The following is a 26,653-nucleotide window of genomic DNA, read 5'->3' as shown; positions in this document are numbered from 1 at the left end:
CGCAACGAAAGGTCCTTATCCACTGATGGTCAGTCGCTGACCCGCCACGATGGCTGCATAGATACCCATGGGATTCTCGACGCTCTTCATCCGCCGACCGATCGCCACCTCGCTGCTGATGGTGGCCGTGCTGCTGCTCGGCGTGCTCGGCTACCGCCAGTTGCCGGTCTCGGCGCTGCCGGAAATCGACGCGCCCAGCCTGGTGGTGACCACGCAGTACCCCGGCGCCAGCGCGACCACCATGGCGGCGCTGGTGACCACGCCGCTGGAGCGCAACTTCGGCCAGATCTCCGGCCTCAGCATGATGAGCTCGGACTCCTCGGCGGGCCTGTCGACCATCGTGCTGCAGTTCAACATGGACCGCGACATCGACATCGCCGCGCAGGACGTGCAGTCGGCGATCAGCTCGGCCAAGGGCACGCTGCCGAACAACCTGCCGTACCCGCCGGTCTACAACCGGGTGAACCCGGCCGACGCGCCGATCCTCACCCTGAAGCTCACCTCCGACAGCCGCCAGCTGCGCGAGGTGAACGACCTGGCCGACTCGATCATCGCGCAGAAGCTGTCGCAGGTGCAGGGCGTGGGCCTGGTCTCGATCGCCGGCAACGTGCGCCCGGCGGTGCGCGTGCAGGTGAACCCGGCGCAGCTTTCCAACCTCGGCCTGACCATGGAGGACGTGCGCGCCGCGCTGACCCAGGCCAACGTCAACGCGCCCAAGGGCACGCTCAACGGCAAGACCCAGAGCTACAGCATCGGCACCAACGACCAGCTGGTCGACGCGGCCGAGTACAAGAACAGCATCATCAGCTACAAGAACGGCGCGCCGGTGCGCCTGTCGGACGTGGCCAGGGTGGTCGACGGCGTCGAGAACGACCAGCTCGCCGCGTGGGCCAACGGCAAGCCGGCGGTGCTGCTGGACGTGCGCCGCCAGCCGGGCGCGAACATCGTGCAGACGGTGGCGCAGATCCGCGCGGTGCTGCCGGAGCTGCGCAACGTGCTGCCGGCCGACGTGCACCTGGACGTGTTCGCCGACCGCACGGTGACCATCCGCGCCTCGGTCGAGGACGTGCAGTTCACCCTGGTCCTCACCATCTTCCTGGTGGTGGCGGTGATCTTCGTGTTCCTGCGCCGGCTGTGGGCGACGATCATCCCGTCGGTGGCGGTGCCGCTGTCGCTGCTGGGCACCTTCGGCGTGATGGCCTTCACCGGGATGTCGCTGGACAACCTGTCGCTGATGGCGCTCACCGTCGCCACCGGCTTCGTGGTGGACGACGCGATCGTGATGATCGAGAACATCGTGCGCTACATCGAGCAGGGCAAGGACGGCAAGGAGGCGGCCGAGATCGGCGCGAAGGAGATCGGCTTCACCGTGCTGTCGCTGACCGTGTCGCTGATCGCGGTGTTCCTGCCGCTGCTGCTGATGCCCGGCGTCACCGGGCGCCTGTTCCACGAGTTCGCCTGGGTGCTGACCATCGCGGTGGCGATCTCGATGCTGGTCTCGCTGACCCTGACCCCGATGATGTGCGCCTACCTGCTCAAGGCCGACGCGCTGCCCGAGGGCGACGACGCGCACGAGCGCCACGCCGCCGCCGGCAAGCGCACGGTGTGGGCGCGCACGGTGGGCCTGTACGAGCGCACGCTGGACTGGGTGCTCGGCCACCAGCGCCTGACCATGCTGGTCGCGGCGGTCACCGTGGTGGTCACCGTGTTCCTCTACGTCGTGATCCCGAAGGGGCTGCTGCCCGAGCAGGACACCGGCCTGATCACCGGCGTGGTGCAGGCCGACCAGAACGTGGCCTTCCCGCAGATGGAGCAGCGCACCCGCGCGGTGGCCGAGGCGCTGCGCAAGGACCCTGCGGTGACCGGCGTGGCCGCCTTCATCGGCGCCGGCACGATCAACCCCACCCTCAACCAGGGCCAGCTCAGCATCGTGCTGAAGGACCGCGGCGACCGCGGCGGCCTCGACGAGGTGCTGCCGCGCCTGCAGAAGGCGGTGGCGGACATCCCGGGCGTGGCGCTGTACCTGAAGCCGGTGCAGGACGTGACGCTGGACAGCCGGGTGGCCTCGACCGAGTACCAGTACTCGCTGTCGGAGGTGAACTCGGCCGACCTGGCCAAGCGCGCCGAGCAGATGACCCAGGCGATGCGCCAGCGGCCCGAGCTGGCCGACGTCGACAACAACCTGGCCGACAGCGGCAACGCGCTCAAGCTCACCATCGACCGCGAGAAGGCCAGCCGCCTCGGCGTGCCGGTGCAGACCATCGACGACACGCTGTACGACGCCTTCGGCCAGCGCCAGATCTCCACCATCTTCACCCAGCTCAACCAGTACCGCGTGGTGCTGGAGGTGGCGCCGGAGTACCGCACCAGCACCGACCTGCTGAACAAGCTGACCGTGCGCGGCAACGGCTCGGGGGCGCTCACCGGCAGCACCGCGACCAGCTTCGGCCAGCTCACCTCGAGCAACTCGGCCACCCCGGCGGGCATCGGCAACACCGGCAACGTCGGCTTCCAGGTCGGCGGCGGCGGCACCATCCCGCTGGCCTCGCTGGCCAGCGCCGAGGTCACCAACTCGCCGCTGGTGGTCAGCCACCAGCAGCAGTTGCCGGCGGTGACGCTGTCGTTCAACCTGGCGCCCGGCTACTCGCTGTCGCAGGCGGTGGAGGCGATCCACGAGGTGGAGAAGCAGATGAACTTCCCGGCGCAGGTGCGCGGCGAGTTCGTCGGCAAGGCGGCGGAGTTCTCCTCCTCGCTCGGCGACGAGGTCCTGCTGCTGCTGGCCGCGATCGTGGTGATCTACATCGTGCTGGGCGTGCTGTACGAGAGCTACATCCACCCGCTGACGATCATCTCCACCCTGCCGCCGGCCGGCGTGGGCGCGCTGCTGGCGCTGATCCTGTGCGGCATGAGCCTGTCGGTGGACGGCATCGTCGGCATCGTGCTCCTGATCGGCATCGTCAAGAAGAACGCGATCATGATGATCGACTTCGCGATCGAGGCGCGCCGCGACGGCATGAGCCCGCACGACGCGATCCGCCGCGCCTGCCTGCTGCGCTTCCGCCCGATCATGATGACCACCGCCGCGGCGATGCTCGGCGCGCTGCCGCTGGCGCTGGGCAACGGCATCGGCGCCGAGCTGCGCCGGCCGCTGGGCGTGTCGATCGTCGGCGGCCTGCTGCTGTCGCAGTTGGTGACGCTGTACACCACGCCGGTGATCTACCTCTACATGGAGCGCTACTCCGAATGGCTGCGGCTGCGCCGCGAGCGCCGCGCCCTGGCCCATGCGCCCCACGCGGACAGCAGGGCGGCATGAGGCGACGACGGCGAACCGGTGCCGCGGTGCCGGTGATTTGCGACGAAAGGGGCGGGCCTCGGGCCGACGCCCCTTTCGGCGTTGTGGGCCGGCCGCATCCACGAGGCCGGTTCAACCGATCCGCCGCCGGCGCGTTGTTACCGAGATGACGCTTCCAGCCCTGCCAGCCGCCAGCCGCCCGACCCCGTCGTACGCATGAATATTTCCGGCCCGTTCATCCGCCGCCCGATCGGCACCACCCTGCTGGCCGCCGGCATCTTCATCGCCGGCATGATCTGCTACGCGCTGCTCGGCGTGGCCGCGCTGCCGAACATGCAGTTCCCGGCGATCTTCGTGCAGGCGCAGCAGGCGGGCGCCGACGCCAGCACCATGGCCTCCACCGTGGCCGCGCCGCTGGAACGGCACCTGGGCCAGGTGCCCGGCATCGACACGATGCGCTCCAACAGCTCCGAGGGCAGCGCGTCGGTATTCATGATCTTCCAGAACGGGCGCGACCTGGATTCGGCCGCGCGCGACGTGCAGGCGGCGATCAATGCCGCGGCGCCCGACCTGCCGGCCGGGCTCAACAACGCGCCGAGCTACCAGAAGGCCAACCCGAACGACGACCCGATCATCGCGTTCGCGCTGACCTCGGACACGCAGGACGCCGCCGACCTGTACAACCTCGCCGACTCGCTGCTGGCGCAGCGGCTGCGCCAGCTTTCCGGCGTGTCCTCGGTGGAGATCGCCGGCGCCGCCACGCCGGCGATCCGGGTCGACCTGAACCTGCAGGCGCTCAACGCGATGGGGCTGTCGCCCGACCAGATCCGCAACGCCCTGGTGGCGGCCAACGTGACCTCGCCGCAGGGCTTCCTGTCCAACGGCAAGACCACCATGGCGATCACCGCCAACGACCAGTTGCACACCGCGGACGACTTCGCCGGCCTGGTGGTGGCGACGCGCAACGGCACGCCGATCCGGCTGTCGGACGTGGCGACGGTCTATTCCGGCCAGCAGGACGCCTACCAGGCCGCCTGGTTCCAGCATCAGCCGGCCGTGCTGATGTACGTCTACAAGAAGGCCGACGCCAACGTGATCGCCACGGTGGACAGCGTGCGCGCGCAGATCCCCGAACTGCGCACCTACCTGTCGCCGGGCACCACGCTGACGCCGTACTTCGACGGCACGCCGACCATCCGCGCCTCGCTGCACGAGGTGCAGGCCACGCTGCTCATCAGCCTGGCGATGGTGGTGCTGACGATGGCGCTGTTCCTGCGCCGGCTGGCGCCGACCCTGATCGCCGGCATCACCGTGCCGCTGTCGCTGTCGGGCGCGTTCGTGGTGATGTACGTGCTCGGCTACACGCTCAACAACCTCACCCTGCTGGCGCTGGTGATCGCGATCGGCTTCGTGGTCGACGACGCGATCGTGGTGATCGAGAACATCATCCGCCACATCGACCAGGGCATGACCCGGCTGCAGGCGACGCTGGCCGGCGCGCGCGAGATCGGCTTCACCATCGTCTCGATCACCGCCTCGCTGATCGCGGTGTTCATCCCGCTGCTGTTCGCCGGCGGCATCACCGGCATGTTCATGCACGAGTTCACGATGACCCTGGTCGCGGCGATCGCGATGTCGGCGCTGATCTCGCTGACGCTGACGCCGTCGCTGTGCGGGCGCTTCCTCAACGGCCACCGCGAGCCGGAGCGACCCAGCCGGCTGGGTCGCGCGCTGGACCGCTTCCATGCCGGCATGCTGGGCGTGTACACCCGCGCGCTGAACTTCTCGCTGCGCCATGCGCTGCTGCTGTCGCTGACCCCGCTGGCGCTGATCGCCGCCACCTGGTACCTGTTCGGGGTGGTGCAGAGCGGCCTGTTCCCGCCGCAGGACACCGGGCTCTTGTGGGGCCGCGCCAGCTCCAGCGCCACGGTGTCGTTCGAGGAGACGATCGCGCGGCAGCGGCGCATCACCGACATGCTGCTGGCCGACCCGGACGTGGCGGCGGTGAGCTCGCGCCTGGGCACCAGCCGGCAGGGCACCAGCGGCTCGTTCAACATCGAGCTTCGCACGCACGCGCAGGGGCGCAAGGACGACACCTTCGCGGTGCTGGCGCGGCTCAGCGCCAAGGCGCAGCGCTATCCCGACCTGAACGTGCGGCTGCGGCCGATCCAGGACCTGCCCAGCGGCGGCGGTGGCGGCAGCAGCCAGGGCGCGCAGTACCAGGTGTCGCTGCAGGGCAACGACCTCGCCGAGCTGCAGGCCTGGCTGCCGAAGCTGGTCAACGAGCTGAAGAAGAACCCCAAGCTGAAGGACGTCGGCTCGGACGTGGACGAGGCCGGCCTGCGCCAGAACGTGGTGATCGACCGCGACAAGGCGGCGCGCCTGGGCGTGTCGATCGGCACCATCGACGGCGCGCTGTACAACGCGTTCGGCCAGCGCCAGGTGTCGACGATCTACTCCGACATCAACCAGTACAAGGTGGTGATCAACGCGCTGCCGTCGCAGACCGCCACGCCGGCGGCGATCAACCGCATCTACGTGCGCTCGGACAAGGGCGAGATGATCCCGCTCACCGCCTTCGCGCGGCAGGAGCCGGGGCTGGCGCCTTCGCAGATCACCCACCAGAACCAGTACACCACGATGGACCTGAGCTTCAACCTCGCGCCGGGCGCGAGCATGGGCGAGGCGATGGCGATCATCCAGCACACCGTCGACAACATGCGCATGCCGGGCGACATCAAGCTCAACGTGGGCGGCGACTTCCGCCGCTTCCAGCAGTCGCAGAGCGGCATGCTGTGGCTGGTGCTGGCGGCGGTGCTCACGGTCTACATCGTGCTGGGCATGCTGTACGAGAGCCTGATCCACCCGGTGACGATCCTGTCCACCCTGCCGGCGGCCGGCGTCGGCGCGCTGCTCGCCTTGTGGATCACCGGCACCGAGCTGTCGGTGGTGTCGCAGATCGCGATGGTGCTCTTGATCGGCATCGTGAAGAAGAACGCGATCATGATGATCGACTTCGCCCTGGTCGCCGAGCGCGAGCACGGCAAGAGCCCGCTGGAGGCGGCGCGCGAGGCGTGCGTCGTGCGCTTCCGCCCGATCATGATGACCACGATGGTGGCGATCCTCGCCGCGCTGCCGATCGCGATCGGCCTGGGCGAAGGCTCGGAGCTGCGCCGCCCGCTCGGCATCGCGATGATCGGCGGCCTGCTGATCTCGCAGAGCCTGACCCTGCTCAGCACGCCTGCCCTGTACGTGGTCTTCTCCTGCCTCGGCGCGCGCTGGAAGGCATGGCGTGCGCGCAGGCAGGGCCGCGCTCTGCTGCCGGCGCCGGGCCAGGCCCGCTCGTAGTCCGCCGCGCGCCGGAGCGACGGCGCGGCGTTCCGGCCAAGAAGACGATGCCGTTGCCGGCGATCCCGCAGCGCGGCCCGGAAGGCCGTTGCCGCGCCGCGTGACAGGCTCCCCCCTCGTCATTCCTGCGAAAGCAGGAATCCAGCGACTTTCCCCCTGTCCCCAAACCTTAGAGGCACTGGATCCCAGCTTTCGCTGGGATGACGCCCCGTAGGTAGGGGACGCCTGGGAGAAGCTCTTGGCGCAGGCTAGGTATCTGCACTACAACGGCCGTTCAGGCAGGTACTTTATCTCTAAATAGTACATATATATAATACTGCCACGTCATCTACGAGGCCGGCCGACGATGAGCAGCTTCCAACCCACCGAACAGCGCCTGGCGATCACCTGCCAGCGGCATCCGGCGTTCCCGCGCGAGCCGGCGGTGCTGGTGCGCCTGATCAAGCACATCTACAAACGCGTGCACGACGACGCCAACGCCCTGCTCAAGCCGTGGGCGATCAACCATCCGGAATACAACCTGCTGATGATGCTGTACGGCACCGAGGGATATACGCTGAACCCCTCGCAGCTGGCCGAGGCGGCAGGCGAGAAGTCGGCCAACATCACGCGCCTGACGAACGGCCTGTGCGACAAGGGACTGATCGAGCGGACGGCCAGCGACGAGGATCGCCGCAAGATCGCGCTCACGCTGACCGGAGACGGTGTCGCGATGATCGAGAGCTTCCTGCCGGACATCTGCACCCTGCTGGAGCGGCAGACCGCCGGCCTGCGGCCGCAGGAGATGGCGCAGCTCGAGACGCTGCTGAAGAAGTTCCTGGACCGGCTCGAACAGGCCTGAGCGATGTCCGCCGTTCCCGCCCTCGATGCCGCCGCCCCGCGCAAGCCCTGGCTGGCCGATTTCCTCGCCGGCGAGCGGCGCGCCTGGCTGTTCGTGCTGAAGTCGGTGCTGGCGATCTACCTGGGCGGCTGGCTGGCGATGTGGCTGCAACTGGAGCAGCCGGCCACCACCATGATCACGGTGTCGATCGTGATGCACCCGCACAGCGGCATGGTGCTGGCCAAGAGCTTCTACCGCGCCCTCGGCACGCTGGCCGGCAGCCTGGTGGGGCTGGGCATGATGGCGCTGTTCCCGCAGCAGCGCGAACTGTTCCTGCTGAGCCTGTCGCTGTGGGTGGCGCTGTGCGCGGGCGGCGCCATGCTCTACCGCAACTTCATGGCCTACGGCTTCGTGCTGGCCGGCTACACCGCCGCGATCGTGGCGCTGCCCGCGGTGAGCAACCCGCTCAACGTGTTCGACTCGGCGGTGATGCGCGTGAGCGAGGTGCTGCTGGGCATCGCGGTGTCGGCGCTGGTGAGCGAACTGGTGCTGCCGGAGCGGCTGCGGCCGATGCTGCGGCGGAACGCGCGCGCGCATTTCGGCGAGTTCGTCGCGTTCGTGCGCGGCAGCACCGCCGGCAGCATCCCGCGCGAGGCGATGGAGGATGCGCAGCTCGCCTCGGTGCGCGCGGCGGTGCAGTTGGAAGACCTGCGCGCCTCGGTGATCTTCGAGGATCCGGAGATACGCCTGCGCAGCCGCCGCATGCGCCTGCTCAACCAACGCTACATGGCCGCGGCGACCAGCTTCCACTCGCTGCACCACCTGATCAACCGGATGCAGCGCGGCGGCAGCGATGCGGTGGTGCAGGCGCTGATCGCGCTGTACCGCCCGCTCGGCGTCGCACTCACGCCGGCGCCCGGGCAGCCGGACGACGGCCTGGATTCGCTGGCGCCGCAACTGCTGGCCTGCGCGCAGGCGCTGCCGGCGCGCGCCGCCGCCCTGCGCGCCGGCCTCGCCGACGCCGCGGCGGCGACCGAGTTCGACACCGGCGCGGCGCTGCTGGCGCGCTTCGTCGACGAACTGCACGCCTTCGTCGCCACCGAGGTCGCCCTGCGCGCCGGCGCCGCCGTCCACGGCAGCGTGGAGCGGGTGCACTTCAGCCGCGGCAACGACCTCGCCGGTGCCGGCCTGGCGGTGCTGCGCACCTTCCTCACGATGGCCGCGCTGAGCGCGTTCTGGCTGGCCAGCGGCTGGGCCTTCGGTTCCAGCGCGATGCTGCTGGCGACGATCTTCAGCGGGCTGATGGGCGCCTCGCCCAACCCGATCGGCGCCGTGACGCGCACGCTCTACGGCTACGCGGCGGGCATGATCGGGGCGGCGGTGGTGGTGTTCGGCCTGCTGCCCGGCAGCGACGGCTTCGTGATGCTGGTGGCGGCGACGCTGCCGCTGCTGCTGATCGGCCCCTACCTCAGCACCCGCGACACCCTGCCGGGCGTCGGCGCCGGCTACACGCTGGGCTTCGTCTACATCCTGGCGCTGAAGAACCCGATGGTCTACGACCCGGAACACTTCTTCAACGACGCCATCGCGCAACTGGCCGGGCTGGCGCTGTCGGGCGCGGCCTTCATGCTGCTGCCGGGCCTGGCCGGCTGGCAGCGCAGGCTGCGCCAGTTGCGCCGGCTGGTGTGGCTGGCCGCCACGGCGCCGCTGGAAGGCCTGTCGTGGCGTTTCGAGAGCCTGGGACGCGACCTGCTGTTGCAGGCGGTGACGCATACGCGGCCGGGCAGCGCCGAATCGCGCACCCTGCTGGCGTGGTCGCTGGCGGTGCAGGAAAGCGGCCGCGCGGTGATCGAGCTGCGCCAGGACCTCGCCGCCGGCGAGCTGCCGCCGGCCGCGCGCGCCACCTGCGGCGCCGCCGTGCAGGCGGTGGCACAGCTGTACCGCTGGCCCGGCACCGCCCGCCGGGAGGCCGCCGACCGCGCGGTGGACGCCGCCATCGCGGTGGCGCCGCCGGCCGTGCGCAACCACCTTTACCAGTTGCGCAGCGCGCTGCGCGACGACGAGTCGCCGCTGGCCGCCGCCGTGCGCGCCGCGGCGCCCAGGGAGAATGCCCATGCCCCGTGAAATCGCCTTCTACGGCATGTTGATGCCCGGCCTGCTGCCGGTGTTCGTCGGCTGCCTGCTGCTGATGGTCCTGCTCGACCTGCTGCTGGGCCACCTCGGCGCCTACCGCCGCGTGTGGCATCCGGCGCTGCTGCGGCTGGCCCTGTTCGTCTGCCTGTTCGGCATCGCCGGACTGTCGTTGATCCGTTGAGTCGCCTCCCATGAAAATCCAATCGCTGCTGCGCTTCCTGATAACCGCCGTCGTCGTCGTCGTCGCCCTGCTGCTCGGCCACGCGCTGTGGAAGCACTACCTCTATTCGCCGTGGACCCGCGACGGCCGCGTGCGCGCCGAAGTGGTGCGCGTGGCGCCGGACGTGTCCGGCCTGGTCACCGCGGTGGCGGTGCGCGACAACCAGCTCGTGCGCAAGGGCGACCTGTTGTTCGCGGTCGACCAGGAGCGCTACCGCAACGCGCTGGCCCAGGCCGAGGCCAACCTCGCCGCCGCCGAGGCGAACGCGCGCTCGGCCGGCGCCAGCATCGACGCCGCGTTGGCCACCGCCGCCGCGCGCAAGGCCGATTTCGAGATGCGCCAGCAGCAGGCGCGGCGCCGCCAGAAGCTCGGCGACCTGATCGCGCTGGAAGACCGCACCGACGCGCAGTCCGCCGCCAACTCCGCCCGCGCCACCTGGCAGCAGGCGCAGGCCAGCGGCCACCAGGCCGGCTCCGCACGCGAGCAGGCCAGGGCCGCGGTGGAGCAGGCGCAGGTGGCGCTGGAGCTGGCCCGGCTGAACCTCGAGCGCACCGAGGTGCGCGCGCCGGTGGACGGCTACGTCACCAACCTGGACATCCGCGTCGGCGACTACGCCGCCACCGGCAGCCCCCGGCTGGCGCTGATCGACAGCCACGGCTACTACATCTACGGCTACTTCGAGGAAACCAAGCTGCCGCAACTGCGCGTGGGCGACCCGGTGGACATCCGCCTGATGGCCGGCGGCGTGCACCTCAAGGGCACGATCAGCGGCATCGCGCGCGGCATCACCGACCGCGACAACCCCACCGGCAGCGACCTGCTGGCCGACGTCAATCCCACCTTCAACTGGGTGCGGCTGGCCCAGCGCGTGCCGGTGCGCATCGCGATCGACGCCGACCGGCTGCCGGCCGGCACCGTGCTCGCCGCCGGCATGACCGCGACGATCGAGGTGCGGCCGCACCACGGCTGAGCCGCCGATCACGGGGGCCGCGCTAATATCGCGGCCCATGAATCCACCGTCCCGCTCCATGGACCGGCCCGCGCGCCAACTGGTCCGGCGCCTGCTGCCGTTCCGTCGCCGGCCCGCCGCCGCGCCCGTCGCGCCGCCGGCGTTCGCGCTGCCGGCCACGTCGATCGCCGTGCTCACCGAGCCGGCCGCGTTCCGCCGCAGCCTGCTGCAGCACATCACCCAGGCGCGGCGGCGCATCGTGATCGTGGCGCTGTACCTGCAGGACGATGAGGCCGGCCGCGAGCTGATGGACGCGCTGTACGCCGCCCACGCGGCCCGGCCGGCGCTCTCGATCGAGGTGTTCGTCGACTGGCACCGCGCGCGGCGCGGCCTGATCGGCCAGGGCCACAGCGAGGGCAATGCCGCGATGTACCGCGACTACGCCGCGCGCCACGGCGACGGTGTCGCGGTGTACGGCGTGCCGGTGCAGAACCGCGAGCTGTTCGGCGTGCTGCACCTGAAGGGCTTCGTGATCGACGACACCGTGATCTACAGCGGCGCCAGCCTCAACGACGTCTATCTGGCCCGGCACGGCCGCTACCGGCTCGACCGCTACCACCTGTTCCGCGACGGCGCGCTCGCCGACAGCATGGCCGCGTTCGTGCGGCACTGCTTCGGCGACGGCGACGCGGTGCCCCGGCTGGACCGGCCGCCGCTGCCGTCCACGCGCGAGCTGCAGGGCGCGATCCGCCGGCTGCGCCAGCGATTGCAGCAGGCGCGCTACGCGGTGCCGGACGACCCGCTCGGCGAGGGCGAGGTGGCGGTGACGCCGCTGGTCGGCTTCGGGCGCACCGGCAACGAGCTCAACGAGACGCTGCTGGCCCTGCTGCGCGGCGCGCGGCGCCGGGTCGCGCTGCTGACGCCGTACTTCAACCTGCCGCGCCCGGTGCGCGCGGCGGTCGGCCAGTTGCTGCGGCGCGGCTGCACGATCGACATCGTGGTCGGCGACAAGACCGCCAACGATTTCTACATCCCGCCGGACCGCCCGTTCAGCCGGATCGGCCTGTTGCCGTACCTGTACGAGGGCAACCTGCGGCGCTTCGCGCGCGCCCACCAGGCGCACGTCGCCAGCGGCCAGCTCAACGTCTACCTGTGGAAGCACGGCGACAACAGCTTCCACCTGAAGGGGCTGTTCGTCGACGACGACTGCGCGGTGATCACCGGCAACAACCTCAACCCGCGCGCCTGGGCGCTGGACCTGGAGAACGGCCTGCTGCTGCGCGATCCGGCCGGGCTGCTGCACGAGCAGCACCAGGCCGAATGGCAGGCGCTGCTGCGCCATGCGACCCGGCTGGACGACTACCGCGCGCTGGAGAGCCCGCGCAGCTACCCGGCGGCGGTGCGGCGGACGCTGCGCCGGCTCAACCGGGTGCGCCTGGACCGGCTGCTGAACCGGCTGCTGTAGCCGCTCGCGCCGCCGGATGGGTCAGCGCGCCGCCAGCCGCTGCAGGCGCAGGTCGAGCCAGCGCTGCACGTCGGGCCATTCGCGGTCGAGGATCGAGTAGCACACGGTATCGCGCAGGCTGCCGTCGGGACGGCGCCGGTGCGAGCGCAGCACGCCCTCGCGCTGTGCGCCGAGCCGCTCGATCGCGCGCTGCGAGTCGAGGTTGCGCGCGTCGGTGTGGAACTCCACCGCGACGCAGCCCAGGGCCTCGAACGCGTGCTTGAGCAGCAGGCGCTTGCAGGCGGTGTTGAGGTGGCTCTTCTGCCAGCGCTTCGCGTACCAGGTGTAGCCGATGCCCAGGCGCCGCGGATCGGCCACGATGTCGTAGTAGCGGCTGGTGCCGACGATCTCGCCGCTGCCCTTCTCGCGGACCGCGAACGGCAGCATGTGGCCTTCGCGCTGGCCTTGCAGCGCCTTGTCGACGTAGGCCCGGGCCTCGCCGGGGGCGGGCGCGCTGGTGAACCAGAGGTTCCACAGCCGGCCGTCGGCGGCGGCCGCTTCCAGCGCCGGCGCGTGGTCGGCGGCGAGCGGTTCCAGGACGACGTGCGCGTCCTTCAGGCGGGTCGGGGCCGGGCGAATCGGGGCGTGGTCGGGCATCGGGCGGGTTCAGGCGTCGAGGTCGGGGATCAGCTTGCTTTCGAGCCGGGCGATCGCGTCCTTCAGCAGCAGCTTGCGCTTCTTCAGGCGGGTCAGTTGCAGCTCGTCGCGGCCGATCGCGTCGGCCAGCCGGGTGATCGCGGCATCCAGGTCGCGGTGTTCCTGGCGCAGTTCGGCCAGGTGGTGGGCGATCTCGATGGGATCGTGAGCCTGCATGGCGGGAAAACGACTGGCGGGGGAGTGCCGAGTGTAGCGCCGTCGGAAGGCGGCCGCCGGGGCGGCTACAATGGGCGCTTGTCCGCACGATGCCCACGCATGCCAGCCCGGTCCGATCCCGCCCCCGCGCAAGCCCACGAAACCAGCACCCTGGCCCGGCGCCTGCGCCACCAGGCGGGGCAGGCGATCGCCGATTTCCGCATGATCGAGGACGGCGACAAGGTGATGGTGTGCCTGTCCGGCGGCAAGGACTCGTACACCCTGCTCGACCTGCTGCTGCAATTGCAGGCGAAGGCGCCGGTGCGCTTCGAGCTGGTGGCGGTGAACCTGGACCAGAAGCAGCCGGGCTTTCCCGCGCACGTGCTGCCGGACTACCTGCGCGCGCGCGGCGTGCCGTTCCACATCATCGAGCAGGACACCTACAGCACGGTGACGCGGGTGATCCCGCAGGGCAAGACCATGTGCAGCCTGTGTTCGCGCCTGCGCCGCGGCGCGCTGTACACCTGGGCGGCGGCCAACGGCATCACCAAGATCGCGCTGGGCCACCACCGCGACGACATCCTCGCCACCTTCTTCCTCAACCTGTTCCACCAGGCCAGCCTGAAGGCGATGCCGCCGAAGCTGCGCTCGGACGACGGCCGCCACATCGTGATCCGCCCGCTGGCATACTGCCGCGAGAGCGACATCGCCGAGTACGCCGCGGCGCGGCAGTTCCCGATCATCCCGTGCAACCTGTGCGGCACGCAGGAAAACCTGCAGCGCAAGGCGATCGGCCGCATGCTGCAGGACTGGGAAGCGCGGCACCCGGGACGCTGCGAGACGATCTTCCGCGCGCTGGGCAACGTGTCGCCCTCGCAGCTGGCCGACCGCGGCCTGTTCGATTTCGCGGCGCTGGGCGCGCGCGAGGACGCCGATGCGCCGCGCTGGCCGGAAGACGGCCGGACCGACGATAATAATTAGACGTCCATACTTCCATTCACCCCATCGAGTACAGCCGTGTCCTACTTTGCATCCGTTGAAATGGCGCCGGGCGATCCGATCCTCGGCCTCACCGAGACCTACCTGGCCGACCCGCGCCCGAACAAGGTGAACCTGGGCGTGGGCATCTACGTCGACGACCAGGGCCGCATCCCGGTGCTGCAGGCGGTGCGCCAGGTCGAGCAGGCCCTGGCGGGCAGCGACCAGCCGCGCGGCTACCTGCCGATCGACGGCCTGCCGGCCTACAACCTCGCCACGCAGAAGCTGCTGTTCGGCGCGGGCTCGCCGCTGCTGGAGGCCGGCCGCGTGGCCACCGCGCAGACCATCGGCGGCAGCGGCGCGCTGCGCGTGGGCGCGGACCTGCTGAAGCAGGTGCTGGGCGACAAGGCCACCCTGGCGATCAGCAACCCGAGCTGGGGCAACCACCACGCGGTGTTCGGCACCGCCGGCTTCCGGCTGGTGGACTACCGCTACTACCACGCGCCCACCCGCGGCCTGGACTTCGCCGGCATGCTGGAAGACCTCGGCCGGCTGGAGCCCGGCACCGTGGTGCTGCTGCACGCGTGCTGCCACAACCCCACCGGGGTGGACCTGGACGCCGCGCAGTGGGCGCAGGTGGTGGCGCTGCTGAAGGACCGCCGCCTGCTGCCGTTCGTGGACATGGCCTACCAGGGCTTCGACCAGGGCACCGAGGCCGACGCCCTCGCGCTGCGCCTGCTGGCCGAGTCCGGCATCGATGCCTTCGTGGTGGCGAACTCCTACTCCAAGTCGTTCTCGCTGTACGGCGAGCGCGTGGGCGCGCTGTCCTTCGTCGGCGCCGACCGCGACGAGGCGGCGCGGCTGCGCTCGAAGATCAAGCAGACCATCCGCGCCAACTATTCCAGCCCCGCCACCCACGGCGGCAAGCTGGTGGCCGGCGTGCTGGACAGCGCCGAGCTGCGCGCGCTGTGGGAGCAGGAGCTGGGCGCGATGCGCGAGCGCATCCACGTGATGCGCGCGGGCCTGGTGGACCGCCTGGCGGCGCTGGACGCGCCGGACTTCGGCTTCATCAACCGGCAGGCCGGCATGTTCTCCTACTCGGGCCTGTCCAAGGCGCAGGTGGACCGCCTGCGCGACGAGCACGCCATCTACGCGCTGTCCAGCGGGCGCATTTGCGTCGCCGCGCTCAACACCGGCAATATCGACTACGTGGCGCGCGCCGTCGCCGACGTCTGCCGCTGAGCGCGCGCTGGCCGTTTCCCCGGCCTTCATGCCCGTCATTCCGGCGAAAGCCGGAATCCAGTGACTTGGCTTGCCAGTACAACGACGCTGGATTCCGGCTTTCGCCGGAATGACGGCGTAGGGCTGGCGCGCAGGCTTGATCTCCAATCGTTCATTCCACCGGGCTTCGCATGTTCTTCCGCAACCTCACGCTGTTCCGCTTTTCCCCCGCCGTCGCCACCGACCTGGAACGCCTCGAAGAGGCGCTGGCCGAGCATCGCCTGCGCCCCTGCGGGCCGCTGGAGATGTTCACCAAGGGCTTCGTGCCGCCGGTGGGCCGCGGCGAGGAAGCGCCGCTCACCCACGCGGTGAAGGCGTGCACCCTGGTCACCGTCGGCGGCGAGGACAAGCTGCTGCCGGCCGCGGTGGTCAACGACGAGCTGCAGCGCCGGGTGCAGAAGATCGCCGAGGAGGAAGGCCGCAAGGTCGGCGGGCGCGAGCGCAAGCGCCTGAAGGAGGACCTGCTCAACGAGCTGCTGCCACGCGCCTTCGTGCGCAGCTCGCGGATGTCCGCCTACGTCGACAAGAAGCACGGCTGGCTGGTGCTGGACACCTCCAGCCGCAAGTCGGCCGAGAACGCGCTGACCCAGGTCCGCGAGGCGCTGGGCAGCTTCCCGGCGGTGCCGCTGGCGCCCGAGGAAGGCCCGCGCGTGCTGATGACCGACTGGCTCGCCAACGGCACCCTGCCGGCCGGCCTGGCGCTGGGCGACGAGGTGGAGCTGCGCGATCCGGCCAGCGCCACCGGCGCGATCGCCAAGTGCCGCCGGCAGGACCTGGACAGCGAGGAGATCAAGGAGCACCTGCGCAACGGCAAGCAGGTGTTCCAGCTCGGCCTAGTGTTCGACGACCGCATGAGCTTCGTGCTCGGCGAGGACCTGATCGTGCGCAAGCTGAAGTTCCTCGACGTGGTGCTGGACGAGATGGGCGACAGCCAGCAGGACGCGCAGGCCGAGATGGACGCCAGCTTCGCCCTGCTCACGCTGGAGCTGGAGCGGCTGCTGGCCAAGCTGGAGGAGTGGTTCGGGCTGCCGCGGCCGGCCGACGGCTGATCCATACGCAAGCGTATGTTGTGCCCGCGGTAACCGGGCCGTCTTGCGAATGCCCCAGGCTTTCCCCACATTTCCCTGAGAATCGGCGAAGCTAGCCGACCCGGACGGGCATGGGACCATGGCGCAGCATCTGGAAGGCGACTGGCTGGAATTGGCGACGGCGGGCGGCAGCACCATCCGGGTGCTCAAGGCCGCCCACCCGCGCGCGCGCCGCCTGCGCCTCACGGTGACGCCCAAGGGCGCGCGGGTGTCGTACCCGCAGGGCACCCACCCCGCCCAGGTCAGCGCCTTCCTGCGCAGCCACGCCGACTGGCTGGAGCAGAAGCTCGACGAGCTGAACCTGATCGTGAAGCCGCTGCCGCCGCTGCGGGTCGGCCACGCCAGCGAGTTCCCGCTGCGCGGGGAGTTCGTCACGCTGGACTGGGCCGAGGGCCCGTATCCGCGCATCGAGACCGGCGAGGGCACGCTGACCCTGGTGATCCCGCGCCCGCACACGCGCGCGCTGCCGGTGGCGCGCGGCCTGCTCGCCTCGCATTTCGAGGCGCAGATCCGCCGTGACGTATCGCGCTGGCTGGTCGGCTACGTGCCGCAACTGGGGCTGGCGCCGACCGCGCTGAAGATCCGCCCGATGAAGAGCCTGTGGGGCAGCCTCGACACGCGCGACCGCATCAACCTCGACCTCGCGCTGGCGCTGGCGCCGCCGGCCGCGCTGCGCTACGTGCTCGCCCACGAGCTGTGCCACCTCAGGGTGCGCAGCCATGCGCCGCGGTTCTGGGCGCTGGTGGAAAGCATCTTTCCCGACTGGCGCGAGCAGCGCGACTGGCTGCGCATCAACGGCGCGATGCTGAAGGCCGAGCTGGACCGGCTGGTGGCCGACGTCGCCGACTGAGGCCGCGGCGCCGTCCTCCGGCGGCACGCCTCGTCCCGTCGATCGCGCTGCCTTGCGGGGGAGGCTGGCGCGCGGCCGTTGACGGCGGCACCCGATCGTCCGTGTCGGCGCGCTCCTACGGCGAACGCAATCCCCCGCATGCCGAATGGTTTCCATGCGCGGCCGGCGGCAAGCTCCGCCTGCCTCGGCGCCGTGCATCGCCGCGCCGCGGGCACAGGGGCAATCATGGCCGATGCCGCCTTCCGAACGAGGAACTGTCATGGAAACCGATGAACTGTGTCCGCGCCTGTGGCCGGAAATCCTGTGGGAACTCCTGCACGGCCACCCGCACGGGCCGGGCGACCCGGAGCCTTGGCGCCAAGGGGTGGACGAGGTGCTGTCGGCGCTCGCCATCAATGCGCTCTCCTGGCGGCTGACCGATCCGAAGCTCGCGCAAGGCATCCGCGCGCAGGCGGCGGAGCAGATCGTGGCGGCCGCCAGGCAACTGGGGCAGTCGCGCGCCTGAGCGCGGAGCGGCCGCGGCGGCCGTGGGCTTCACGGTCGCCGTGCGGGCGTCGCGGATGCGGGTGGGCCTGCGTTCCGGAGAGGCGCCGGTTTCCGCGCTGCGGCCCGGAGCCGGCCGCTCAGTGCGACAGCGCGAAGCCGGTGAGGATGCGCGCGGTCTCTTCCGGCTTCTCGACGATCGGCATGTGGTTGCAGCCGGCGAGCACGCTGGAGCTGATGTCCGGCGCATGGGTGAGGCCGTTGCGCAGGCTGTCCAGCGCGGAGACGTCGATGATCCTGTCGTCGTGGCACCACAGGCCCAGCACCGGCATGGTCAGGCGGTCGAGACGGTCCTGCAGCGCCAGGTACTGCGCGGGCTGGCGCAGTTCGTCGAAGGTGCGCTGGATGAAGGCGTGGTCCTTCCGGTTGCGCTTGACCAGCACGTCGACGAAGCGGCCGGGGATCGACGGCGCCTGCTTGAACGCCAGCGAGGTGGCGCGCTCGAAGCCGGCGCGGTCGTCGTACAGGAACGGGTTCTTGCCGGCCAGCGCCGCGCGGGTGAAGTCGTTCTCGTTCGACTTCAGGCCGAACGAATCGATCAGGGCCAGTTCGGCGACGTGCTCGGGATGCTCGGCCGCGTACACGCCGGCGATGGCGCCGCCCATCGAGTGGCCGATCAGCACCACGCGCGGCAGCCGCAGCGCGTCGACGAACGCCTGCAGGCGCGCCGCCTGCGCCTCGATGCCGTAGCTGGCGCCGTCGATGCGGGTGGACTCGCCCCAGCCGGGCAGGTCAGGGATGATGACGTGGAAATGCGGACTGAGCAGCTTGGCCTGTTCCAGCCACACTTCCTTGCTGGCGGCGAAGCCGTGCAGCATCAGCAGGGTCGGGCCCTGGCCGCCCTCGTAGTACGACCACGTGGTGTCGCCGGCCTGCACCGAATGCTTCTCGACGTGCGCGGCCATCGCCTGCCGCGCGATGTCGGCGCGCAGCAGCCACTGCGGCGCGAACAGGTAGCTGCCGCCGAGCAGCACGGCGAGCGCCGCCGCCACGACGGCGAGGAACTTCAGCCGGCGCAGCAGCATGCGCTGCCAGAGCGGGCGGGGAGAGGGGCTGGGCGTCATCGCGTGCTTCCGTCGGTGGTTCGCGGCGTTGCGCCCGCCGTGCCGGGGTGCGGCACGGCGGGCGCAGGGGTCAGTGCTTGCCCTTCTTCGCCTTGGCGAAGATGCCCTCGATCGCGCCCTGGGTCATCGGGTGGTAGCCGCCCTTCGCCTTGGCGTAGGCGGCCTCGGCGTAGGCCAGGCCGTCCGGCGTGGCGGCGAAGGCGCGGTACACCGGCGTGGTGAGGTAGATGCGGCCGATCCGCGTCATGTGCTCGCGCGCTGCCGGCCACACGTCCTTGTCGCCGGCGGCGATGGCATGCACGTACCAGCGCATGCCGATCTCGGCGTTGGGCGTGCCGGTGAGGTGCCAGGCGGCGTCGAGCGCCTTGATGTCGGCGAGCTTCGGCGCGTCGGGCAGGCGGTCGAGGAAGTACATCCACTCCTGCGTGTTCCAGCCCTTCGCGTCGAGCTTGGCGGCGTCGAGCTTGCCGGCGAGGAAGTCCGCGCGCTGCCTGTCGATCGCATCGAAGCGCGGCGAGTCGGGCAGCGGCGCGTCCTTCGGGATGCCGGCGCCGTAGACCCAGGCCTTCACCTCGTCCCAGCTCATCTTGCCCGGGTATTTGTCGATCAGGTTCGGCTTGAGGTAGTCGAGCATCTGCTCGGTGTCGATGCTCTGGAACGCGAAGTGGTGGAAGTAGCCCTTCAGGTAGGCGTCGAAGTTGGCGCGCCCGAAGCGCTGCTCCAGCGTGCGCAGGAACCACGAGCCCTTGTCGTAGGCGACGGCGGACAGCGCATCGTCCGCGCCGATGCCGCGCGGCTCCGGCGCCAGCTTCTGCGCGTTGGCCGGCATCTCGCCGATGCCCTTCTGCAGCGCGCGGGCGGACAGCAGCGCCTCCTCGTCGGCCAGCGCCTTGCCGTAGACGGCCTCGGTGATGCGGCCCTGCACGTAGGTGGTGAAGCCCTCGTTGAGCCAGATGTCGCGCCACGCGGCGCTGGTCACCAGGTTGCCCGACCACGAGTGCGCCAGCTCGTGCGAGACCAGCGAGACCAGGCTCTTGTCGCCCACCAGCACGGTCGGCGTGGCGAAGGTCATGTTCGGGTTTTCCATGCCGCCGAACGGGAACGACGGCGGCAGCACCAGGATGTCGTAGCGGCCCCAGGCGTAGGGGCCGTACAGCGACTCGGTGGTGGCGATCAGCTTCTCGGTGTCCTCGAACTCGTGCGCGGCCTTGCCGACCACGCTGGGCTCGGCGTAGACCGCCGAGCGCGGGCCGGTCTCCTTCACCGCGATGTCGCCGGCGCCGATCGCCAGCAGGTAGGACGGGATCGGGTGCGGCTGGTCGAAATCGAACGAGCCGTCGAGCGGATGCTTCGCGTCGTTGATCGCGCTCATCACCACGCGGGTGTCCTTCGGCGCGGTGACGTGGGCGCGGTAGGTGAAGCGCACCGCCGGCGAATCCTGCAGCGGCACCCACGAGCGCGCGTGGATCGATTCGGACTGCGAGAACATGAAGGGCTGCTTCTTGTCCGCGGTCTGCTCCGGCGTCAGCCATTGCAGGCCGGAGGCGTCGGGCGAGGTGGCGTAGGCGATGCGCACCTGCGCCGGATGCTGCGGCGTGGCGATGGTGAGCTTGCTGCCCAGTTCCTTGTCGCGCGGCGCCAGCGCGTACTTCAGCGCGGTCGCCTTGCCGGCGGCGTCGACCGCCTCGACCCTGGCGATCTTCAGGTCGCGCGTGTCCAGCACCAGCGACTTCGCCTCGGGATTCTTCCAGTCCAGCTTCAGCGTGGCGAGGCCGTCGAGCCGGCGGTGCGGGAAGTCGATCTTCAGGTCGAGGTCGAGGTGGGTCACCCGCACCTGGTCGGGCTGCGCATAGGAATGCGGGTCGGCGGCGAAGGCGGCCAGCGGCAGCGCGAACGCGCCGAGGGCGAGGACAGGAAGCAGACGCATGCGGCGGACTCCAGTGACGGGAACGCCGAGTATGCCATCGCCGCGCCGGCGTCTGCCTGCGGCGAAGGTCATCCCGCCGGGGTTCCGCGGCCGTGGCGCGGCCCGCGGGGCCGCGCGCCACGGCGCGGGCGCGCGGCGCTCAGCGTACGGTGGTCGCCCGCGCCGGGCCGGCGTTCTGCATCCGGCGGATGTAGGCGGCCACGTCGGCCTTCGAGACCTGGCCGCGGTGCGCGGTGTCGATCGCGTCGAAATGCGCGCGGATGAACGGCACCGGGCCGGCTTCCGCTTCTTCGCGGCTGAGCAGCCCGTCGTGGTTCTTGTCGGCGATGTCGAAGTTCTTCGAGGCCCTGGCGGCCTGGTCGGCCAGGCCGCCGAGGCCGTTCTGGGCCGAGGCCGAGAAGGCGGCCAGGGTTGCGGCGAGGGCGGCGGTCATCCACTGAATGCGCTTCATGCGTGCTCTCCCGGGGGAACGAGGCGGCAGTATGGCACCGATCCCCGGGGCAGTTCGCGGGCCGCATGCGGGTGCATGGCGGCGAGGAAGCCCGGCTGCGCCTCGACCCGCGCGAGGACGGTCCGGCGAGGGTGCGGTTTCCTGAAATCGTGGCGTTGCACAGGGTGCCGGATGACCGGCCCCTCGGCTGTCGAAAAGCGCCTTCCGCTTGACCGGCCCTGCGGCCGTTGCGTTGGGAATGGCGGGAAGCGGAGGCGGGGCGGGGCTTGCGCCGCAAGACGCGAATGGCGGCAAGGCCGTGGTCAGAAGCCGTGGTCGCGGACGTCGCGGACGGCGGCGGCGACCGACAGTTCGCGCGACTCGTCCCGCGCGTTGCCGTCACCGGCGTGCCAGGCGGCGGACAGGCAGCCGTAGGCGATGGCGTGGTCGAGCAGGCGTCGCGGGTCCTGGCCGAGCGCGCGCGCGAGCGTCCCGGCCATGCGGGCGATGCGCGCCGGGTCGAGGCACAGGTCGTCGCGCTCCAGCGGGTTGTAGAACAGGTTGGCGGCGTCGTAGCCGGGGTCGCCCAGCACGCCCTTGGGGTCGATCGCCAGCCAGCCGCGCGGGCCGTGCATGATGTTTTCGTGGTGCAGGTCGCCGTGCAGCGGCCGCACGTCGCGCGGGTCGGCCAGCAGCCTTTCGGCGATGGCGGCCGCATGGGCGTACGGGTTTTCCGCGCCGGCGCCATGCCCGGCCTTCGCCTGGGCGAACAGGCTGGCGTAGCGTTCGCGCAGGGGTTGCAGGCCGGCGGGAATCGGCGTCGCGGAGGGCGTGGAAAGCCGCGCCAGCAGTTCGGCCGCCACGTCCGTGGCGAAGTCGTCGCCGTGCGCGTCGAGGTCGTGCGAGAGCATCCGCCCGCCCGCATGCTCGAGCAGCATGCGGTGGCCGTCGACGCCGAGCAGCCGCACCGCGCCGACGCCGTCGCGCCACGCCAGGTAGTGCACGCCGCGCAGTTCGTCGGCGACGTCGTCGAACGGCTTGAGGTCCTTCACGATCGCGTCGCGGCCGTCGTCCAGCCGCACCTTCCAGATGCGGCTGGAGAACGTTTCGGCGACCAGCTCCGGTTCGCTCGCCCGCCAGTGGGCCGGAAAGCGGGGAGCGGCGCCGGTGCTGCGGCCCGGCGCTTCAGCCATGGCGGTCGGCGAGCCGGTCGGTGGCCTGCACCAGCTCGTCGACGATCGCCGGGTCCGCCGCGCTGTGCCCGGCCAGCACCACGCGCAGGTCCGCCTGCGGCCAGGCCTTGGCGAGGTCCCAGGCGCTCTTCATCGGGCAGATGATGTCGTAGCGGCCGTGCACGATGGTCGCCGGCAGGTGGCGGATGCGGTCGATGCCGCGCAGCAGTTGATCCGGTTCCAGGAAGATGCGGTGGCGGAAGTAGTGCGCCTCCATCACCGCGAGGCTGACCGCCTTGTGCGGATCGTCGAAGTCGCCGGCGCCGTCGGGATCGTGGACGAGGGTGGTGCTGCCGCCTTCCCACGCGCTCCAGGCGCGCGCGGCGGCGAGGCGGGTGGCCTCGTCCGCGCCGGTCAGCCGGCGCCAGTAGGCTTCCAGCATCGAGTCGCGCTCCGCCGGCGGGATGAAGTCGCGGAAGCGTTCCCAGCGTTCGGGGAAGATCTGCGAGGCGCCGCCGTCGACCTCGTTGAACCAGCGCAGCTCCTCCGGCCGGCCGAGGAAGATGCCGCGCAGCACCAGCCCCAGCGCGCGCTGCGGATGCGCCTGCGCGTAGGCCAGCGCCAGCGTCGAGCCCCACGAGCCGCCGAACACCACCCAGCGCTCGATGCCCAGGTGCTCGCGGATCGCCTCGATGTCGGCGACCAGGTGCTGGGTGGTGTTGTCGGCGAGTTCCGCGTGCGGGGTGGATTGCCCGGAGCCGCGCTGGTCGAACAGCACGATGCGGTAGCGCGCCGGGTCGAAGAAGCGCCGGTGGTACGGCGCGATGCCGGCGCCCGGGCCGCCGTGCAGGAACACCACGGGCAGGCCCTGCGGATTGCCGCATTCCTCCAGGTACAGGGTGTGCAGCGCATCGACGGCGAGGCGTTCGGTGCGGTAGGGCTCGATCTCGGGGTACAGCTCGCGCATGGAGAGGTTCCTGCGGGGACGGACGGCCATGGTAGGCGATGTGCGGATGCCTTCGCCCGCGGGCTGTCGCGCGGCGGCGGAGGGCTGATAAGGTCTGGGAGCCATGCCCGGCGTCACCGTGCGGAGGGGGATGTATGCAGCGACGTGATTTTCTGCGCGGTGCCGGCACCACGCTGGCGGCGGCCTCGACGGGCATGCTGGCCGGCTGCGTCCGCCCGCTGGAACGGCCGGGTGCCATCATGGCATCGCCGCCGCTGCGGATGGGCAGCGGGATGCCGGAACTGGCGCCGATACGCGCCCAGGTCGACCGCATCACCGGCGTCTACGTCTGTACCCGTCCGTTCCGCGCCGCCGGGCCGCGCATCGAGACCGAGCGGTTGGGCGACAAGACCCTGGTGCACAACTACGGCCACGGCGGCAGCGGCTGGTCGCTGTCGTGGGGCTCCAGCGCGCTGGCGCTGGAACTGGCGCGGGCCACCGGCGCGCGCCGGCTCGGCGTGATCGGCTGCGGCGCGCTCGGGCTCACCTCGGCCCTGCTGGCGCAGCGTGCGGGCCTGCCGGTGCGCATCTACGCCAGGCAACTGCCGCCGGACGTGTACTCGATGCGCGCCTCCGGCCTGTGGACGCCCGATTCGCGCATCTGCGAGGCGAGCCATGCGGATGCGCTGGCGACGCGATGGGAGGCGATGACGCGCACCTCGTTCGCCATGTACCAGAGCCTGCTCGGCCTGCCCGGGCGGCCGGTCGAATGGATCGACGGCTACGCGCTGTCCGACACGCCGCCCGGCCAGTCCCTGCCCGAACCGACCGACGAGCCCGAGTACGGCGAGCTGTACGACCGCGTGCGCGACCTCACGCCGCACTCGGTCATGCTGCCGCCCGGCAGCCATCCGTTCCCGCAGCCGTACGTGCGCCACTACACCACGCTGATGTTCAACATCACCGCCTATGCGCGCATGCTGATGGCCGACTTCCTCGCCGCGGGCGGCAGCATCGAGGTGCGCGAGTTCCACCGGCCGGGCGACCTGCTGTCGCTGCCCGAGCGCACGCTCATCAACGCGACCGGCTATGGCGCGCGCGCACTGTTCGGCGACGATTCGGTCATACCGATCCGCGGCCAGACCGCGCGGCTGATCCCGCAGCCGGAAGTGACCTACGGCCTGAACATGCACCACCTCGGCGTGGTGCCGCGCAGCGACGGCCTGCTGGTGCAGGTGACCGGCGACACCGGCAACTTCAACAACCCCGACACCACGCCGGACCGTGCGGCGTCCGAGGCGGCGGTGCGGCAGTTGGCCGGCCTGATGGCGCAGGTCAGGCGAGGCTGAGCGGAAAGCCGGCTCAGGACCTCCGGGTATTTCAACGAAACGTCATCCCAGCGGAAGCTGGGATCCAGCGCCTTTGCCTTGGAGCATCAAGTCACTGGATGACCAGCCCTTCGGCTGTTGAAAAGCGTCTCCTGCTTGACCGGCCCTGCGGCCGTTGAAAGCCGCAGGAATGACGAACTTTGGCAGAACGAACTTCCGCTGGGATGACGAGGCGGCGGTGGGACGGATGGCTAGATCGCGGACACGCGCTCAGCCCTCGCCGAAATCCAGCGCCGCAGTGAGATCCCCCGGCTCGAAGCCGGAGGCCTCGCGCATCGCCTTCTCGCGCAACGCCAGGCCGGGCAGCTTCTCCAGGCCGAAGCGGCGGGTGAGGAAGCGGGCGATCGAGCCGGTGTCGTAGACCGTGTGGTCGACGTGGCCTTTCCTGGCGAACGGCGAGACGACCAGCGCGGGAATGCGCGAGCCCGGGCCCCAGCGATCCGCCTTGGGCGGCGCCACGTGGTCCCACCAGCCGCCATTCTCGTCCACGGTGATGATCACCAGGGTGTGCTTCCATGCCGCGCTCTTCTGCAGCGCGTCCACGATGCGCAGGATGTGGCGGTCGCCGGCGTCCACGTCGGAGTAGCCGGCATGCATGTTGAGGTCGCCCTGCGGCTTGTAGAACGTCACCGTCGGCAGCGTGCCGGCCTCGATCGCGGCGATGAAGCGGTTGGTCCGCGCGGTCTCGCCGGTGCCTGCGTCGCGCAGGTGCCGCGCGCGCGCCGCCGTGCCGGGCGCGAAGCTCTTGAAGTAGTTGAGCGGCTGGTGGTGGAACTGGAAGTTCGGCCGCTGCGGAAAATCCTTCTGGTCGCCGTCGCCCTTGCCGTCGAGCGCGAGCTGCCAGCCGCCGGCGTACCAGGCCCAGTCGATGCCCTTGTCCGACAGCGCGTCGCCGATCGTCTTGTGCACCTGCGGCGGCAGCGTGTTGGGGCTGTGCGGGTCGGCCAGCCGCGGGTCGTCGGGCGATTGCGTGGCGGCCGGCGCGTACGCCGGGCTGATCGTGTTGACCGCCCAGAAGTCGGGCGTGAGCGTGCTGCGCGAGGCGAACTTCGGCTTGCCGTCCATCGCGCTGGCCGGCGAATCCTCGGCCAGCTTCAGGCGGGTGTCGGTCGGCTCGCCGCTCTCGGTCTGCGCGATGTTGAAGCGTGCCGGGCTCTTGTCCGCGTCGGGGTAGTAGGGCGGCTGCGCGGCGACCAGGTACTGGTGGTTGAGGAACGAGCCGCCGAAGGCGCCCATGAAGAAGTTGTCGCAAAGGGTGTACTGGCGCGCGAGCTGCCACAGCCGCAGGTTGGCCGAGGCGTCGCCGTAGTGGCCCATCACCATCGCGCCGGTGTCGCCCCAGGCGACGAAGCCGTCGTTCTTGCCGCCGTTGATCTGCCGCTGGTTCTCGTAGAAGCGGTGCACCAGGTCGCGGGTGATCACGCCGTGCGGCAGCGGCTCGCCGTCCGGCGTGCGCAGCGCCCACGGCGCGTTCGGCAGGCCGGTGATGTGTTCCTGCAGGATCTGGTAGCGGCGGTGCTCGACCACCTGCTCGTGCGGCGCCAGGCCGTGCCAGATCGGCGGCAGGGTCTTCAGCAGCGAGCCGTCGCGGTCGCGCTGGCGGTAGTCCTCCGGGGCGAGCGCGCGGAGCGGCTTCTCGACGCCGGGGAAGTCCGCGAACAGATTGTTGAAGCTGCGGTTCTCGGCAAAGATCACCACGACCTGCCGGATGTGCTCGCGCAGCAGGGCGTCGGTCTGCGCCTCGCTGCGCGGCGTGCCGCCATCGGTGCGACGCTCGGCGGCGGCGACGGTGTGGACGCCCGCCGCCAGTCCGGCGCCCGCGGCCGCGAGGCCGCCGAGCAGGCGGCGGCGCGAGGGATCGTCGGGTGTATCGGAGGGCGGCGTGGCGGGCGGGCGGGAATGTTTGTCGGTCATGGCTCGGAAGGCGC

21 protein-coding genes are annotated in these 26,653 nt (G+C 70.7%); 13 read left to right on the top strand and 8 right to left on the bottom strand.

Annotation, left to right across the window (positions count from 1 at the left end):
- Positions 1-67: 67 nt before the first annotated feature.
- From ASG87_RS01625 to pssA, 7 genes are all read left to right on the top strand, one after another.
- Positions 68-3,313, top strand: coding sequence for an efflux RND transporter permease subunit (locus ASG87_RS01625; protein WP_055999773.1), 3,246 nt, complete (start codon positions 68-70; stop codon positions 3,311-3,313).
- Positions 3,314-3,508: 195 nt separating this feature from the next.
- Positions 3,509-6,640 (top strand): efflux RND transporter permease subunit, encoded by a 3,132-nt coding sequence (locus ASG87_RS01620; protein WP_055999770.1) that lies wholly within the window; start codon positions 3,509-3,511, stop codon positions 6,638-6,640.
- Between the two features lie 346 nt (positions 6,641-6,986).
- Entirely contained in the window at positions 6,987-7,481 is a 495-nt protein-coding gene (locus tag ASG87_RS01615; protein WP_055999768.1) for a MarR family transcriptional regulator, read from the top strand.
- Between the two features lie 3 nt (positions 7,482-7,484).
- Positions 7,485-9,584 carry an FUSC family protein gene (locus ASG87_RS01610; protein WP_055999765.1) on the top strand — a complete coding sequence of 700 codons (2,100 nt, stop codon included), beginning with the start codon at positions 7,485-7,487 and terminating at the stop codon, positions 9,582-9,584.
- Positions 9,574-9,774, top strand: coding sequence for a DUF1656 domain-containing protein (locus ASG87_RS01605; RefSeq protein WP_055999762.1), 201 nt, complete (start codon positions 9,574-9,576; stop codon positions 9,772-9,774). The genes ASG87_RS01610 and ASG87_RS01605 overlap by 11 nt, the downstream gene beginning before the upstream one ends.
- A 10-nt stretch (positions 9,775-9,784) precedes the next feature.
- Complete coding sequence (locus ASG87_RS01600) at positions 9,785-10,783, top strand: HlyD family secretion protein (protein WP_055999759.1); 999 nt, start codon at positions 9,785-9,787, stop codon at positions 10,781-10,783.
- A 37-nt stretch (positions 10,784-10,820) separates the two neighbouring features.
- Positions 10,821-12,227, top strand: a complete 1,407-nt coding sequence (gene pssA, locus ASG87_RS01595; protein WP_055999757.1) for a CDP-diacylglycerol--serine O-phosphatidyltransferase — start codon at positions 10,821-10,823, stop codon at positions 12,225-12,227.
- A gap of 21 nt (positions 12,228-12,248) precedes the next feature.
- Here the strand turns inward: pssA and ASG87_RS01590 are convergent, their stop codons facing one another.
- Together ASG87_RS01590 and ASG87_RS01585 are read right to left on the bottom strand one after the other, a co-directional pair.
- Entirely contained in the window at positions 12,249-12,863 is a 615-nt protein-coding gene (locus ASG87_RS01590) for a GNAT family protein (protein WP_200948962.1), read from the bottom strand.
- Positions 12,864-12,872: 9 nt separating this feature from the next.
- The gene (locus ASG87_RS01585; protein ID WP_055999754.1) at positions 12,873-13,079 is read right to left on the bottom strand and encodes a DUF465 domain-containing protein; all 207 of its coding nucleotides are present in this window, start codon (positions 13,077-13,079) and stop codon (positions 12,873-12,875) included.
- Between the two features lie 99 nt (positions 13,080-13,178).
- Here ASG87_RS01585 and ttcA point away from each other — a divergent pair, with 99 nt between their 5' ends.
- The 5 genes from ttcA to ASG87_RS01560 all read left to right on the top strand — a co-directional run bounded on the left by ttcA (position 13,179) and on the right by ASG87_RS01560 (position 17,760).
- A complete protein-coding gene (ttcA, locus tag ASG87_RS01580) occupies positions 13,179-14,039 on the top strand; it encodes a tRNA 2-thiocytidine(32) synthetase TtcA (RefSeq protein ID WP_055999751.1) in 861 nt (286 codons plus the stop codon).
- A gap of 36 nt (positions 14,040-14,075) precedes the next feature.
- Entirely contained in the window at positions 14,076-15,278 is a 1,203-nt protein-coding gene (locus ASG87_RS01575) for an amino acid aminotransferase (protein ID WP_055999748.1), read from the top strand.
- Between the two features lie 170 nt (positions 15,279-15,448).
- Positions 15,449-16,366, top strand: a complete 918-nt coding sequence (locus tag ASG87_RS01570; protein WP_055999744.1) for a recombination-associated protein RdgC — start codon at positions 15,449-15,451, stop codon at positions 16,364-16,366.
- Positions 16,367-16,484: 118 nt separating this feature from the next.
- A complete protein-coding gene (locus ASG87_RS01565; protein WP_055999741.1) occupies positions 16,485-17,255 on the top strand; it encodes a YgjP-like metallopeptidase domain-containing protein in 771 nt (256 codons plus the stop codon).
- A 259-nt stretch (positions 17,256-17,514) separates the two neighbouring features.
- Positions 17,515-17,760, top strand: coding sequence for a hypothetical protein (locus ASG87_RS01560; protein WP_055999739.1), 246 nt, complete (start codon positions 17,515-17,517; stop codon positions 17,758-17,760).
- Between the two features lie 118 nt (positions 17,761-17,878).
- On the opposite strand, the gene ASG87_RS01555 is transcribed toward ASG87_RS01560, so the two are convergent.
- The 5 genes from ASG87_RS01555 to pip form a co-directional block, all read right to left on the bottom strand.
- The gene (locus tag ASG87_RS01555; RefSeq protein WP_055999736.1) at positions 17,879-18,823 is read right to left on the bottom strand and encodes an alpha/beta fold hydrolase; all 945 of its coding nucleotides are present in this window, start codon (positions 18,821-18,823) and stop codon (positions 17,879-17,881) included.
- 109 nt (positions 18,824-18,932) lie between these two features.
- Positions 18,933-20,789, bottom strand: a complete 1,857-nt coding sequence (locus ASG87_RS01550; RefSeq protein WP_055999733.1) for a M1 family metallopeptidase — start codon at positions 20,787-20,789, stop codon at positions 18,933-18,935.
- Positions 20,790-20,928: 139 nt separating this feature from the next.
- Positions 20,929-21,240 carry an EF-hand domain-containing protein gene (locus ASG87_RS01545; RefSeq protein ID WP_055999726.1) on the bottom strand — a complete coding sequence of 104 codons (312 nt, stop codon included), beginning with the start codon at positions 21,238-21,240 and terminating at the stop codon, positions 20,929-20,931.
- A gap of 302 nt (positions 21,241-21,542) precedes the next feature.
- The gene (locus ASG87_RS01540; protein ID WP_055999723.1) at positions 21,543-22,412 is read right to left on the bottom strand and encodes an aminoglycoside phosphotransferase family protein; all 870 of its coding nucleotides are present in this window, start codon (positions 22,410-22,412) and stop codon (positions 21,543-21,545) included.
- Positions 22,405-23,358 carry a prolyl aminopeptidase gene (gene pip, locus ASG87_RS01535; protein ID WP_055999720.1) on the bottom strand — a complete coding sequence of 318 codons (954 nt, stop codon included), beginning with the start codon at positions 23,356-23,358 and terminating at the stop codon, positions 22,405-22,407. Before pip ends, ASG87_RS01540 begins: the two co-directional genes overlap by 8 nt.
- 134 nt (positions 23,359-23,492) lie before the next feature.
- Here pip and ASG87_RS01530 point away from each other — a divergent pair, with 134 nt between their 5' ends.
- Complete coding sequence (locus ASG87_RS01530; RefSeq protein ID WP_055999717.1) at positions 23,493-24,686, top strand: FAD-dependent oxidoreductase; 1,194 nt, start codon at positions 23,493-23,495, stop codon at positions 24,684-24,686.
- A gap of 249 nt (positions 24,687-24,935) precedes the next feature.
- Here the strand turns inward: ASG87_RS01530 and acpA are convergent, their stop codons facing one another.
- On the bottom strand, positions 24,936-26,639 hold the full coding sequence (gene acpA, locus ASG87_RS01525) for an acid phosphatase (RefSeq protein ID WP_055999714.1): 1,704 nt from the start codon (positions 26,637-26,639) through the stop codon (positions 24,936-24,938).
- Positions 26,640-26,653 lie beyond the last annotated feature (14 nt).

Source organism: Frateuria sp. Soil773, assembly GCF_001428405.1.
Taxonomy (GTDB): domain Bacteria; phylum Pseudomonadota; class Gammaproteobacteria; order Xanthomonadales; family Rhodanobacteraceae; genus LMSL01.
The sequence above is the reverse complement of the archived record's forward strand: the minus strand, read 5'-3'. Positions and strand labels throughout refer to the sequence as shown.